The 14,107-nt window shown below is 44.1% G+C and carries 14 protein-coding genes; 5 read left to right on the top strand and 9 right to left on the bottom strand.

Annotation, left to right across the window (positions count from 1 at the left end):
- The first annotated feature begins 268 nt into the window (after positions 1–268).
- A complete protein-coding gene (locus BEL05_RS15775; protein WP_028762424.1) occupies positions 269–829 on the top strand; it encodes a phosphoribosyltransferase in 561 nt (186 codons plus the stop codon).
- 43 nt (positions 830–872) lie between these two features.
- Here the strand turns inward: BEL05_RS15775 and BEL05_RS15780 are convergent, their stop codons facing one another.
- The 6 genes from BEL05_RS15780 to BEL05_RS15805 form a co-directional block, all read right to left on the bottom strand.
- On the bottom strand, positions 873–1,085 hold the full coding sequence (locus tag BEL05_RS15780; protein WP_028762423.1) for a hypothetical protein: 213 nt from the start codon (positions 1,083–1,085) through the stop codon (positions 873–875).
- Positions 1,086–1,235: 150 nt separating this feature from the next.
- Positions 1,236–3,866 (bottom strand): aminopeptidase N, encoded by a 2,631-nt coding sequence (gene pepN / locus BEL05_RS15785; protein WP_069671765.1) that lies wholly within the window; start codon positions 3,864–3,866, stop codon positions 1,236–1,238.
- A 113-nt stretch (positions 3,867–3,979) separates the two neighbouring features.
- The gene (gene lpoB / locus BEL05_RS15790; protein WP_037427853.1) at positions 3,980–4,573 is read right to left on the bottom strand and encodes a penicillin-binding protein activator LpoB; all 594 of its coding nucleotides are present in this window, start codon (positions 4,571–4,573) and stop codon (positions 3,980–3,982) included.
- A gap of 25 nt (positions 4,574–4,598) precedes the next feature.
- Positions 4,599–5,966 (bottom strand): COG3014 family protein, encoded by a 1,368-nt coding sequence (locus BEL05_RS15795; protein WP_139151903.1) that lies wholly within the window; start codon positions 5,964–5,966, stop codon positions 4,599–4,601.
- 67 nt (positions 5,967–6,033) lie between these two features.
- The gene (locus BEL05_RS15800; protein ID WP_028762419.1) at positions 6,034–6,246 is read right to left on the bottom strand and encodes a SlyX family protein; all 213 of its coding nucleotides are present in this window, start codon (positions 6,244–6,246) and stop codon (positions 6,034–6,036) included.
- An 8-nt stretch (positions 6,247–6,254) separates the two neighbouring features.
- On the bottom strand, positions 6,255–7,211 hold the full coding sequence (locus BEL05_RS15805; protein WP_069671767.1) for a WD40 repeat domain-containing protein: 957 nt from the start codon (positions 7,209–7,211) through the stop codon (positions 6,255–6,257).
- 223 nt (positions 7,212–7,434) lie between these two features.
- On the opposite strand from BEL05_RS15805, the gene fkpA reads away from it, so the two are divergent.
- Entirely contained in the window at positions 7,435–8,214 is a 780-nt protein-coding gene (fkpA, locus tag BEL05_RS15810) for an FKBP-type peptidyl-prolyl cis-trans isomerase (RefSeq protein WP_069671768.1), read from the top strand.
- A 198-nt stretch (positions 8,215–8,412) separates the two neighbouring features.
- The gene (locus BEL05_RS15815; RefSeq protein WP_028762416.1) at positions 8,413–8,787 is read left to right on the top strand and encodes a YacL family protein; all 375 of its coding nucleotides are present in this window, start codon (positions 8,413–8,415) and stop codon (positions 8,785–8,787) included.
- Between the two features lie 58 nt (positions 8,788–8,845).
- Here BEL05_RS15815 and BEL05_RS15820 read toward each other — a convergent pair whose 3' ends face one another.
- Complete coding sequence (locus tag BEL05_RS15820) at positions 8,846–9,475, bottom strand: response regulator (protein WP_028762415.1); 630 nt, start codon at positions 9,473–9,475, stop codon at positions 8,846–8,848.
- A 60-nt stretch (positions 9,476–9,535) separates the two neighbouring features.
- Positions 9,536–11,239, bottom strand: a complete 1,704-nt coding sequence (gene narQ, locus BEL05_RS15825; RefSeq protein WP_028762414.1) for a nitrate/nitrite two-component system sensor histidine kinase NarQ — start codon at positions 11,237–11,239, stop codon at positions 9,536–9,538.
- A gap of 248 nt (positions 11,240–11,487) precedes the next feature.
- On the opposite strand from narQ, the gene nrfA reads away from it, so the two are divergent.
- Positions 11,488–12,888, top strand: coding sequence for an ammonia-forming nitrite reductase cytochrome c552 subunit (nrfA, locus tag BEL05_RS15830; RefSeq protein WP_069671769.1), 1,401 nt, complete (start codon positions 11,488–11,490; stop codon positions 12,886–12,888).
- A gap of 79 nt (positions 12,889–12,967) precedes the next feature.
- Here nrfA and BEL05_RS15835 read toward each other — a convergent pair whose 3' ends face one another.
- On the bottom strand, positions 12,968–13,510 hold the full coding sequence (locus BEL05_RS15835) for a hydrolase (protein ID WP_028762412.1): 543 nt from the start codon (positions 13,508–13,510) through the stop codon (positions 12,968–12,970).
- A 250-nt stretch (positions 13,511–13,760) separates the two neighbouring features.
- Between BEL05_RS15835 and BEL05_RS15840 the strand changes: the two genes are divergently transcribed.
- Positions 13,761–14,099, top strand: coding sequence for a P-II family nitrogen regulator (locus tag BEL05_RS15840; RefSeq protein WP_028762411.1), 339 nt, complete (start codon positions 13,761–13,763; stop codon positions 14,097–14,099).
- Positions 14,100–14,107 lie beyond the last annotated feature (8 nt).

Below are 14,107 nucleotides of genomic sequence, written 5' to 3' on the forward strand. Positions count from 1 at the left end.
AGTATAAAAGCTGATTGCGATGAGAAGCCGCCATCTGTGCGGCTTCTCTTTTGCCTAAAAAGCGCTGCCGTTCTCAAGTTTAGTTAATTTGTGCAGCATGTAGGCAGTTTTTAGTATAAAATCTCGCTCCAAAATCCCGTAGTGAATATCCATCGATTTGACCCTCAACTCGGTTGATTTGTGCTACGTTGAATTTTGGCGAAGACTAATCTGTATGGATTAACTTTACCTACTCGCAAATAAAATATAACAATATGGGGACGGTCGGATGTCTGAGAAACGCTTTATCACTGCACAGGAGCTGCTAGAGGATTCATTTCGTTTAGCTGCACAAGTTTTTGAAAGTGGTTTTAGACCACAGTTTATTGTTGGGATTTGGCGTGGCGGTGCTCCAATCGGGATTGCAGTACAGGAGTATTTTGACTTTAAAGAAGTTGAAACCGATCATATTGCCGTTCGAACTTCCTCTTATTATGGTATTAACCAGCAGAGTAAAAAGATCAAAGTACACGGTCTGCACTACATTATTGAAAATGCTAATGCTGACGATGGTCTGTTGATTGTCGACGATGTGTTTGATTCTGGCCGCAGCATTCATGCATTAAAAGAAAAGCTACAAGAGCTGATGCGCCTCAATATGCCGCGTGATGTGCGTATTGCTTGCCCTTACTATAAGCCGAAGAATACCGCCGTTGAGTTAACACCTGATTACTTTATTCATGAGTCTGAAGAGTGGTTGGTATTCCCTCATGAAGTTTCAGGATTGACGCCTGAAGAGCTCGCAGAGGGCAAAAGTGATTTGAAAAATATTAAAGAGCTGTTTGCCTAATTACCTACACAAACAAAAATGCCACCCTTAGGTGGCATTTTTATTAAAGTCGCTCGATCTCATCACCTAATTGATAAGATTTATCGGTAACGATTTTCTCTAGGGTTACGACGCGATCTTTTAATCTTTCTAGTTCAGTTTTAAGCTCGTCTACTGCCTTGCTATCCATGTTGTCATGACGTTTGTTATATTCTTTATACCCACTAATGGCGAATGCCCCAATGATGGCAATGGCTGCAATTTCAAATGGTCCCATAAATTCCTCTCGTCCTTTTATAATTTGGCTTTATTGGAATAAGCAAACAATAGGCCAAAAATAACCTATTGATAAATATGCCAATATTTTATCTTGATAGTCATTATCTGCTAATAGTTGTCGATTATTACAATATTCTGTGTAAATTGACTACTTGCGTAACATATTTTCTTGGATTGTCAGGCATTGCTGTTCAAAGGAGATCGCTTGTTCCAATCCGTGTTTGCTCACATCCGATAGATGAACGGCTTCATCGAGTAGGCGAGTTAAGCGCGACACGCCAGAATAAGAGCAACTCATTGGCAGCAATGCTTGGGTATAGACAGCCATAAAGTCACTGCTATTTTGTGTGTCGAGCGCCACAAGCTCGGCTAGTCGCTGTTCAGCGGTTGCACTACTAAGCGCCTTTTGCTCACTGGGGTAGAGGTGACGCATCACATTATTCAACTTATTAAGCATCAATGCGTCTGCGTCCGCATGATGGGTTTGTACCCGCTGGAACCATTGACGTTTTTGGTTGGCTATGGGACGTATCACCTCTGCGGCAAGCGCCTGAGATTGGCCTATGTCAGAGCTATCGCGTTTCTTCTCAGCCAGAAGTAACTGTGGCGCTTTGATGTAGTCATAACGGTTGAGTTGGATAACCATTGCCCAGCGCTGTGCTTGGGTCAGTGTAAGGCCTGAGAGCTGTTCGGAACCATTTAATAGCGCTGCAAGGTGTCGTTGAGCGGGCAGGCTGCGGGCAAACTGAATATAGGTATCAAACCATAAATTAAGTAGCGTTTGATTAGACTGATTCGCCATAGCTAGACGTAAACTCATCTGCTCGAGCGCTTTTAACACTCGCTGACTGTAATGTTGATGATTTGGACTCATCTGCTCTAAATAAGCCTTAACTTGGCTGAGCTTACTCAATACTTGGCTTAAGGTATTATTGTCTTGTTCAGTGGGTAAGTTAATAAATACACTTCCCATGAATCGGTTGAGTGGCAGCTCACCCCGTAACACCGAGTCCCATAGGCTGAGCCATAACATAGCGCGCAGTTGCGGGTCACCAACTTTATTCAGATGCAGCAATGCGGTGTCTTGCGAGCGAGTATCTAGCTTGACGTTAACATAACCCCAGTCTTGATAGTTGAGGTACACCAGATCGGGGCACCTCACTCCTTGTAGGCGCTTTATCTCTGTGTATTCACCTTTATAAGTCACCGCGATGGCTAAGTTGCGGTGCAGTGCGCCGCGCCCTTTGGTAAATAGGCCTAATTTAACTTTTTGCTCACGCAAGGTTGGATGTTGGTCACTAGCGCTCTGATGAATAGTGAATTGAGTGATACGGTTATTCACGCAGCGGTAGTCCGCTTCAATCCGGTTGACGCCACCTTGGTAAAACCAGTTTTGGGTCCACTCATTTAGTGGGCGTTTAGCGGAAAAGGCTAGGCTGGCCATAAAATCATTTAAATCAGCGTTGTTAAATCGATACTGTTCAAGGTAATGGCTGATCCCTTGATTGAACGCTTTTTCCCCTAACAAGAAATTTAGCTGGCTAAGCAGCGCGACTCCTTTCTGAATAGTCTCATCACTCAGTCCATGCTGAATTTGGTCGCTATGAGTCATGGGCTGCTCTATCGCGCGGCTGTTGAAACGGTTGTCCTGTTGGTAAGCGTAATATTTGTCTTGATACCAAGCTGGTTTGCTTGAATCATCGCGTAAGGCTTTTTGCGTCACAAATTGGGCGAGACTCTCACTGAGCCACAGATCGTTCCACCACCTTAAGGTGACTAAATTACTTAGCCACTGATAGGCGAGTGCTTGAGTGATAAGTTGCTGGTTGGCATTATCATTTTGGGCCACTAAGTACGCTGACTCCTGAATGCTAGCGACGGCTGAGTTTGCCATGACAGGCTTGCTAAGACTCGGCACCAGTATTTGATCATATTGTCTAAATGGATAGTTAACGCCTAGTTCTCTAATCAGCGCGTTCATACTGCTGGCTGTGGCGGCTAGCCAAGCATCGCCATCGATACTTGGCGCAACTGATTGGCGGGCAAACAAGCGTATTGGCATGGCATGGTTAGTGGATTGCCATTGATGAAAGGGTCCAGCATAGAGTGAAAAGGTATGCGGACTGAGTTTATCGGTTGGGGCAAACTGCCAATGGGTTGTTGCGTTAGTTTCTCCTTCGCCTTGGTTTGTCAAAGGGCCTGCGCTGATCACTGTCCAATTTTGCGGGGCATCCACTGATAAATTAAATACCGCTTTGAGATCGGGCTGGTCGAAGAGTGGCATCATCATCTGTGCACTGGCAGGCAAAAAATGAGAGTAAAGGTAGATTTGACCATCAATGGGGTCTTGGTACTTAATGATCCCTTCATCGCCCTCACTATACTGTTTGCTATAGCTAATTTGAATCTGATTACTACCGCTGTTTAACAGAGATTGTGGGATGTTAAGCGATTGCCCATCATAGTTGGGGTACAGCCTGCTACCATTGACTTTAAATTCGATAATACGGGCTTGATTGAGATCTAGCGTGATAGGGGCATTATTGTTATCTAGGCTAAAGCGTATGTCGGCAATGCCGCTGAAGTTATATTGTTGGCTTAGGTTAATGTGAATATTGTAGTTGAGTTCGGTGACGCGACTGGTACGTTGTTGTGCGTCGTGAAAGCTGATGCTACCCGATTGATTTTTGAGGCTAGTGGTTGTTACCTTACTGGTGCTCTGACAGGCTATTTGCGACAAGGCAATAACAGTGACGGCACAGAGCTGGAGCAGTTTCAAAATCAGGACCTTTATACCAGTTGGGTGAAATCATCGCCGATATTCTCAACGCGGAGCCATAAAAAAACCAGCATTTTTGCTGGTTTTTTTATGGTGGTGTTTTTTGTCGTGCTTTACAGACCTAAGAACGACTTAGACTTTACTTTACGGATCTCTTTTTCATCAGACCATTCGATTAGTCCTGTTTCCAAATCCATAAGGCGCATTGTCATTTTGTAGTAAACATCTTTGGTGCTGCCGTCTTGCTTGACGATGCTAGACAGATTGCCATAAAGCATGAATTGCGCACCGATTTGACGACCAAAATTAATGGCGGTTGAAGGGTCGACCATACCTGAGTTGTTTTGGTAATCGAGCTGTTTACGTACCGCGTCGACTTTTGTCATGTCGATAAAACGAAACTTACCAGAGCGCAGTAACTTGTTGCTAATTGAGTCGGTCACCGACTCAGTATCGATATGCTCAGAGGTCTTATTTTTAATCTTATCAACGAAGATGATTGGACGATCATTGGCTGTCATGGCGACAATCGGTGGGAAAGTCAGCATGCTATCGACCATCTTAGCTGTGATGGCTTGTAGGTCGGTAGAGCCGAAGTTCTCATTCACAGTTTCGACTTCTGTTGCATCACCGTACTGGACCTTAGATTGACAGCCTGCCAGGCCGATTGCCACAGCAATGATAAAAATGAGGTTAAACTTTTTCATAAAAATACCGATTCCTAAAAATAGATTAAATGATTATTGAATAAAAACGGGTGTAATTACCAGTGTCAATTATCCAAACGAGTGTTGTTTTACCGCTTTGTACGTCAATGATTTGTGTTGCTGATTGATCTAAGCCTATCTGATAACTGCCACTGTCGACATATTTACGTGCCAGTTGCGCCTGTTTGGGCAGTGTGAGCCAGCTACGTCGGTCCGCTTGTTCCGTGATCACGTTAAAGATCTGCATTGCAATAACGGCAGCGTCGGTTTCGTTACGGCGTTTTTTCGACTCACTCTGGACACTTTGGGCCATTTCTGCTTTAGCGTAAACCCGCGCAGCTTGGCGTATTAACGCCGAGGGTAACTCCTCTTTCAGCGCGGTTATGGCTAAGGCATCGATGTTAGCTAATGGCGCGGCATTTAGTACATTGCCTAATCCAGTTATTTGCCCAGGCCTTATTGATGTGCTGTCCGGGTAGTAGGTTGCCAGCGATGCGGTTTGCCAGTTGCCATCAATAGTAAATGGTACGGTAAAGCTCTGTTTGGCGGGGACAAAAGCGCGCTCTAGCAGCACCACGACTTGCCCTTGTCCTGGAGTGGCCTGTTTAGCATCTCCCCAACGACGCTTGAAGTCATCATATTGCGGCATAGAGAGCTGTTTAGCTAGGCGAACTAAGTCTTGCTGTAAATAGGGATTGTTTGGTGATATTTGTGCGGCTTTACGGTAATCAATGTATGCATCATTGCTTTGCCCTAATAGCTCGTAGAGCAACCCCGTGGTGTAATAACTATAGGCATTTAAAAAAGAGCTGCTTGTGGTGCCCGCCGCTTTACCCAGCTTATTCATTTCGGCATCGATGGTACCGTTTGCCATCGATTGCACTGATTTCATCGATTTTTGATAGCGGGCTTGCTCTGAGCTTTGCAACTCGTTGCTGCGCCTGACTTCAACCAAAGCACCTTGGCTATCGCCGCTGAACAGATAGTTTAGGGCTTGGTATTGATGCAACATGATGCGCTCGTATCCCGGACCTCGATAGGGGATCACATTGTCATTGAGGAACAGGCTGCTAGCCGTCGCGCCAATGTCTGATGCACTGACTACGGCTTTATCATCAAACTTGAGGTAGGCGGCTATCGCTTTATCGTAATAGCTTTTACTGGCATTAAAGTCACCACTTATCTGGGCGACTCGACCCGCCTCTTGAGCGTAAAGTAGTCCATCTGCACCTGTTATTTGATCATCAAATTGACGGTATAGCGGCGCGTTTGATGGCCGATTAAGCTCTGCTTTAACGGGGGCAATTTGCGATGGATAATTAATAAAAAGACTATTAAAAGCACAACCGGATAAGCTTAAACTCAATAATATGGTAACGACTAAACGCTTCATTTCCATCTCTCCTGTTGAGCATAATCCGTCATTGGCAGCTTATCCATGTCGATCCTTTCACAGCGGCTTAATAGTGTGGTGGCGGTGTTTCTTCAGATTGAGAGGCGATTTGACTCGGCTCTACAGTCTGGAGTTTGTTGATCAGTAGCTGCAAATTTTCTTGCTGCTGTGCGATGAGGTCATTGAGTTTAATCACCTGTAGGTTTAATTCTTCAATGGTACTTTCCTGAAATGCGAGTTTCATTTCAAGATCTTCAATACGTTGTTCTAAATGCACCAATGTATCCTCTATTGGACTGGGAGTGACCAGGTCTCTAACAAGCCATTACTGCTGATGCTGGAGATGTGGTTATTTGTCGGTTCTGCGACAGAGTATACAACGGCACCTTTGATTTGGGCATGCTCTGTTCGACTAACTCGCCAATTTGCGAGCATTTTTCCGTTGCTTATTTGCCAAAGGCTGACTTCTCGAGCAGGTGTGCCCGTCAAGAGGTGCTTATTATCATTGGTAAACCGAGCGGCTGAAAAGTTCATTTGTCGTCGTGAAATATTGAGTTTGCCGAGTGTTTGTCCGTCACTTGCTTGCCAGAACAATCCTTGGTTGGTGCTGTCTGCGGCAAAGACTAAGCTGCCATCTTGGCTGATAGCCACTTTAATGGCACGGGTAGGTAGTGCCCAGGTGTGAATAGGTTGACCGGTTTTTGCATGCCAAAGGATCACTTGTTTATCATTGGCACCGGTAAGCGCGAGTGTTCCGTCGTTAGATAACGCCACGCTATTGACCTTTTCACTGTGCCCAAGAAATTTGATTAAGCTATTGTTTGCTGGGTCTAAGGACATCACGCTGCCATCGGTTAAACCAATTAATAGTGAGCCTGTATCAGATATCGCTAGGCTTTGTCCGGTAGAAGGGAGGGACCACCAGCCTAAGGACTGCCCGTTTTCCATGCTCCACAGTGCCACGGAGTGATTACTTAATGAGGCTGCATACTTGAGATTATTGGCTATCTTAGTGTCTATCGCGCTGTTCTGGCTGTCATCTTGGGTCCATTGGTATTTCTGTGTTTTGGTCTGCAGATCCCACAACTGCAAGCCATTGTTAGCGGTACTGATAAGCACATAACGACCATCCACCGACAGATCGGCGCTGTAGCTAGGCTCATTAACTATCTCGGTTATCTGCGATTTAGGCTGACATGCAACCAGTAACAGTGAACAAATTATCAGCAAGTGAGTGCTCTTCATGAACTTGTCCTTAGTCTCGTTGTCTTTAGCTCAAGCGCTATTACATTGAAGTATGCAGCGATGGGCGATGACTCAAGCAAATTATCAGTAGATCGCTTATCCGCTCACGACTTAGATTAAACATCTTCAATGTAATTGGAATATGTTAATTAACTAGTATAAAGTGGTTCGTCTTATAAAAGTAAGGTTATTGTTACCACAAGAGAATGCTGAGGAAGCTTTAATGAAGTCTATTTACAAAATTTCACTGGTCGCACTAGCAGTTGTTGGTTTAACTGCTTGTAATCAAGAACAAAAAACAACAACAACCGCGGCAGAAGTTAAATTAGAAACTGAAGCGCAAAAGCAGGCGTATAGTGTTGGTGCGTCAATTGGTAAATATATGTCAGGCCATATTAAAGAGCAGGAAGAGCTAGGTTTGCCTGTTGATCGTAGCCTGATTATTACTGGATTCAGCAATGGCCTTAACGATGAACTTAAGTTGACCGAAGAGGAGATGCAGACTGTATTGCAAAGTCTTGATGAGACGCTTAACGAGAAGCGTCAAGCACAAGCACAAGCGTTAGCGGATAAAGCGCTTGCTGAAAGCAAAACATTTTTAGAAGCGAATAAAGCAAAAGAGGGTGTGGTAACCACTGAATCTGGCCTACAGTATGAAGTATTAACACCGGGCACTGGTGAAAAACCTGCCGCTGAAGACACTGTTGAAGTTCATTATGTTGGCACGCTCACTGATGGCACTGAGTTCGATAGCTCTGTTGCCCGTGGCGAGCCAGCTAAGTTTCCATTGAACCGTGTTATTCCTGGTTGGACAGAAGGCGTTCAGTTGATGCCTGTTGGCGCAAAGTATAAGTTTGTGATCCCAGCTGAGTTGGCTTATGGCAATCGTGATACCGGTTCTATCCCTGCTAACTCAACTTTGATATTTGAAGTTGAATTACTGTCAATTGAGAAAGCGGCGGCGCCAACGGCAGAAGCGGCAACAGACGGTCACGCTCACTAATCTTTTACGGCTTAGTATTACAGATTGGTTTAAAAGGGATGCTTCGGCATCCCTTTTTTGTTGCTTAAAAAATAACGGATGATTGGTATTAACTTCGTTATCCTTTTTAGATATTCAATATCATTACGATAAGATTGCGGCGCATTTTCATTGAGCTTGAGTTAAAATTTGTGGGACGAATTATTTTGGACTTGAGTTATGGAATATGAATTTCGCCGCAACACGTTGACGGGGACCCTGTTAGCTAACTTTACTATGGAACACGAAATCTTAGGTGTTTGGTTTGTCGATGAACTGGGTGAAAACACTGAGTTGCGTCAGTCTATCTGCACTACTATCCTCGCATTGCAGCAAGGTAGCCTCAATGAGAAGCGATATGTCGGTAAAGGGATCTCCATCGAGTTAGATACAGAGCAGGTTAGGGTGTTTGCTAATGTATTAGAGATGGAGGACGAGTTTGAGTTAGACGAGTCAATGTCTTTGTATAACGGTGAGTCAGAGGCGTTTTGTGGCTTAGAAGATTTTGAACATGCATTGTTGAGCTGGCAAACCTTTCTCAAAGAGAGTCGCTAGGTTTTGATAAACACTCAAGGCAACGCTATCTGCCTTGAGTGTTTTATATTCGCAATTTTTATTGGTTCAGGTAACGAACTGCCATCTCTGTGCGAGATTTAGCGTTGGCTTTACGTAATAAGTTTTTAACGTGTACCTTTACCGTTCCTTCGCTGATATGTAGCTGCTCGGAGATCACTCGGTTGCTTTTACCTTCTGCAAGCTGCTCTAAAATCTGTAGCTCTCTTGGCGTTAGATTATCAATCCATTCTTGCTCATCAGCACTATCTTTAAGTTCATAAAGAAAATCCTCTACCGACTCAGAGATCACTCTATGGCCTTGCATGGTGTTTTTAAGTTTTTCTAGGAGAAGATCAGGCTCAGTATCTTTGAGCAGATAGCCATCAGCGCCAGCCCTTACCAGACGAATAACATCTTGCTTAGCATCGGAAACCGTTAAGATCACTATGCGTGAGGTAACCCCTTCTTGACGCAGCGCATTTAGCGTATCGAGCCCTGTCATCCCTTTCATATTGAGATCGAGTAAAACGATATCAGGCTCATCCTCGGCAATAGACGATAGTGCATCTAGGCCACTACCTGCTTCACCAAATAGAGTGAAGTCAGAGTCAGAGGTGATCAACTGACAGATCCCTCGACGTAATAAAGGATGATCATCGACAACTAATACAGAGTAGGGTTTGCCCATCTTTTTCTCCAGCGTCTTTTTGCTGATGTTAAACATACTGCCAAAATGGAAAGCACTAACCTATTGGTTAGGTTCCTGTTCGGGCGGAAATTGAAGTGTTACTGTGGTACCGCCATTGTCATTGCTGCGAAAGTCTACCACACCTGATAGCCGACTTGCGCGTTCATGCATGATCCCAATACCAAAATGTTGATCACGTTCTTTTAACTTTTCGAGCCCGACACCATCATCGCTAATACTAATGAGCACGTCGCAGCCATCGGTTGTGCAGGAAATATCAATATGCTTGGCATTGGCGTGCTTAATCGCATTCAATGTGGCTTCCCGTGTTAACTGTAATACATGGATATGCTGATGGGCGCCCAGTAGTTGCATTGGTAGTTTGTAATCCAGGGTGATGACCGCGTCAGTTTTACTTTTGAGCTGATCAAGCATGACCTCTATGGCATGGTTTAAATTAGGGTCTTTGATCGTTAGCCTAAAGGTGGACAACAATTCACGTAGCTGAACGTAGGCGGTATTTACTCCTTCATTAATTTCAGACAGTTGTAGCTCAACTTGTGGGCTGCGGCAACCCACATCTAGCCCTTTAGAAAGTAAGTTCACTTGGATTTTTAAAAATGACAATAGTTGACCTAAAGAGTCGTGCAATTCACGGGCGATGACCCCGCGCTCTTCCATTAAGGCTAGTTGTTGACGTTGCTCACCAGCATTGTAGATGACGATAGAGCGAGCCAACATGATGGCGAAGTTTTCAAATAATGGGTGATTGATCTCATCGGTTGAGGTGACCTCTAAATAGCCTAACACATTGTCATCAAACTTAAGTGCAAAACGGGTTTGGGTCACGCTTGATAGCGGCCAACCGCCGTCAGCTTCAATGACGAGTTTTTCTTTATCATCTTGTGAAATAACTAAGCGAAGAAAGGTATTCGGTTCGTGAATACGCAGTTGGTTTAAGGCTTGTTTCAAGGTGCTGATATCTAACTTTCCCGAGTGCAACATCACTAAGTTGTCATATAGGAGTTTGAGCTCATTGTTGGCACGGGTGAGGGCAAAAGTTTTCTCTTGTACTTGGTTTTCTAGATTGCTATAGAGCGCAGATAGCTCTTTAGCTGTGCTGGCCAGGGCATTGCTCAATGCACTCAGCTCGATATATTCACTCTGGGGGACGTCAACATCGAAGTTACCTTTAGAGATGACATTGGCTGATTCCATCAATTGATGTAGAGGTTGCACTACTTTGCGCTTAGTAAAACGCACAGCAAAGAAGGCGATCAACAGCATTAAGCTTAAGCCTGCTATCTGGCTTGCGGCTAATAATCGGAGCTTAAATGCGGCGTGTTGCTCTGTTTCTAACACCAATAAGTCAATGGTATCGACGAAGTCTTTTAACGAGGCCGCATATAGGCGTGAATTTTCCTCCTCAATATAGAGTTTCATTAACTTCCATTTTTGTATGACTAATAAGTATTGGTCGGCCAATTCATCAGGTGTCATCCAGCCCAAAGAACGTTTGAGAGCATCAGAGTAAAGGGTTGTTTCAAACTCCTGGATTTTTTCGTCTGCTTGTTCGCTGCCAGAGTTGGCGTAAAACATCAAACGGTAGCTTTGCATGCGCAGCGAGCCTGATGCGTTGATGGCTCTGGCATCGCCCAAACTGTATGCCAAATTAGCTATTGCGAAGGTTGCAAGACCGCTAGAAAGTAATATTAATGTTAACATTACCCCAAAAATAGTGGAGGTAAGACTGCCTTTCTTCATTGACTAGAACTCATTAAATTATTAGGAAAAAATAAAGAATACGGACTATTCTGCTTAATTAGGGATTGTTTATAAAGTTAACAATCTGGTAAAAATGTGACCAACAACACGTTTACATTATGATCTAACTCAAACTTTATCTCGGATACCCCATAAGGGGTATATTTTTAGTTGGCTTAAGCAGCTAACTTTGGCCTTGGAGATGATGTGGTTATTTAGACTACTATAAAAAGTAACACGGAGATGAGATGGTGAGAACATTAACTAGAAAAACCTTTGCACTAAGTGCTTTGGTCGCCGCAAGCTTAATGGCTACTGGCGTGATGGCAAGTGATAAAACTGAGCCACGTAATGAAGTTTATAAAGATAAGTTTTCAAAGCAGTATGAAAGCTGGCACGACACAGCTGAAAGCAAAGAAATTGTAGATATGCTTGAAGAAGTACCTAGTCTAGTTGTGTTATGGGCAGGTTACGGCTTCGCAAAAGATTACAATGCACCCCGTGGTCATATGTATGCAGTGACGGATGTACGTAATACCCTTCGTACTGGCGCTCCTAAGTCTGCTGAAGATGGCCCAATGCCAATGGCATGTTGGTCTTGTAAGAGCCCGGATGTACCTCGCGTCATCGAAGAGCAAGGTGAAGATGGTTACTTTGCCGGTAAGTGGTACAAAGGTGGCGCTGAAATCGTCAACACTATCGGTTGTGGTGATTGTCACGAGAAAGGTTCTTCTAAATTACGTATGTCTCGTCCATTTGCCGATCGCGCCATGGCAACACTTGGCACTCCTTTTGACAAAGCGTCTAAGAAAGACAAGCAGTCAATGGTATGTGGTCAGTGTCACGTAGAATACTATTTTGAAAAGACCAAAGAGAAGAAAGGTTTTGTCAAGTTCCCTTGGGATATGGGCACAACCGTTGAGCAGATGGAAGTCTACTATGACAATATGGAGTTCGCAGATTGGACCCATGCAGTTTCTAAGACTCCAATGCTAAAAGCACAGCACCCAGGTTATGAAACTTGGCAGTTAGGCGTGCACGGTAAGAACAACGTAAGTTGTACTGACTGTCATATGCCTAAAGTTAAAAATGCAGAAGGCCGTAAGTTCACCGATCACAAAGTGGGTAACCCATTTGATCGTTTCGAAGAAACTTGTGCAACGTGTCATGAGCAAAGCAAAGAGTTCATGGTTAACTTAACGAAAGAACGTAAAGTTAAAGTTGCTGACCTTAAAGCACGTGTTGAAGCTCAGTTAGTTAAAGCTCACTTTGAAGCGAAAGCTGCATGGGATGCCGGTGCAACTGAAGCTGAAATGAAGCCTATCCTTATGGATATCCGTCATTCACAATGGCGTTGGGACTATGCTACTGCCTCTCATGGTGTAGCAGCTCACGCAGCTGATGAAGCGTTACGAGTACTTGGTACTGCGGTTGACAAAGCGGGTGATGCACGCGTTAAGTTAGCACAACTACTGGCAACTAAAGGTGTTAAGCAACCGATTGCTTACCCAGACACTTCAACCAAAGCTAAAGCTCAAGCAGCATTAGGTATGGATATGAAGAAGATGAACGCTGCGAAAGAAGAGTTCAAGAAAACGACTCTACCTAAGTGGGATGAAGAAGCTAAGAAGCGCGAAGCGACTTACTAATATCATTTACCTTACATGATAAAAGCCCTGGTCAGTTGACCGGGGCTTTTTATTTCAGGGGCTATATTTCTTACAGCCGTTATTTAATTAACTTTAACAGTGCTTTAAACCGTTCACCTTTTGCTTCTTGTTGTAACTCAAACAGTAACGATTCTGTATTGTTAAGCAGCGCCCCATGTTGCAGCATCATCTCAATACCTAAGCTTCTGTTTTCTGCTGTTCGAGATGAAACGGCGTCGGCAATCACATGAACTTGGTATTGGTTGCTCAATAAGTCACGGCAGGTTTGGTACACGCAGATATGGGTTTCAATCCCCGCTAGCAAAACATTGTTCCTTGCAGTTGCGGTCAGTGCTGCCCTAAATTCTGGTGCGTGCCAGGCACTAAAATGTGCCTTAGCGATTGGTTGATGTGCAGCGACTAATTGTTCACGCAATTTGTCGCTTGTTGCCCCGAGTTTGTCTGGCAGTTGCTCAAGCCACAGAATGGGAATATTAAACAGTGTAGCGGCTTCGATTAGCGTGGAAATATTATCTTCTAAAGCTTGCGCGTTACGCATCATCTTTGCCAGCTTGCCTTGGACATCGACAATGATGAGAACACTCTCCTGCGGGTTTAACATAAGTAACTCCTCTGCGATTTAACATCATCATACCTTTGATTCGCGGTTAACCAATCGTCTATAAGTCGAATATCTATCTCGCCCTATTATTGTGCGCGCACTGCATAGTCGCACTTATTTGGTGCATTATTATGCAATCTGATGTCGCTGTTTTTTCTTAAGGCTCTGTTTTTATATAGATTTTATAGTTGGCCTGATGATTGAATTGTATTTGGCATAACAAAATACCATTCACGATTCGGAGGCTGGCATGAAATTAATCAGCGCAATAATCAAACCATTTAAATTGGATGATGTGCGAGAAGCGATAGCAGGACTTGGCATTGAAGGCATGACAGTGACTGAGGTCAAAGGCTTTGGTCGTCAAAAGGGGCACACAGAGCTATACCGTGGTGCTGAGTACCAAGTCGACTTTTTACCCAAAGTGAAATTAGACATTGCGACTAAATCCGAAAACGTTGAGTTACTTATTGAATCGATTGTTGCTGCAGCACGCACTGGCAAGATTGGTGACGGTAAGATTTTTGTAACCGATTTGGATCAAGTTCTGCGTATTCGTACGGGTGAGCTCGATAACGAAGCACTATAAGAGGAGAT

Origin of the sequence: Shewanella colwelliana, assembly GCF_001735525.1 — a bacterium.
Classification (GTDB): Bacteria; Pseudomonadota; Gammaproteobacteria; order Enterobacterales; family Shewanellaceae; genus Shewanella; species Shewanella colwelliana.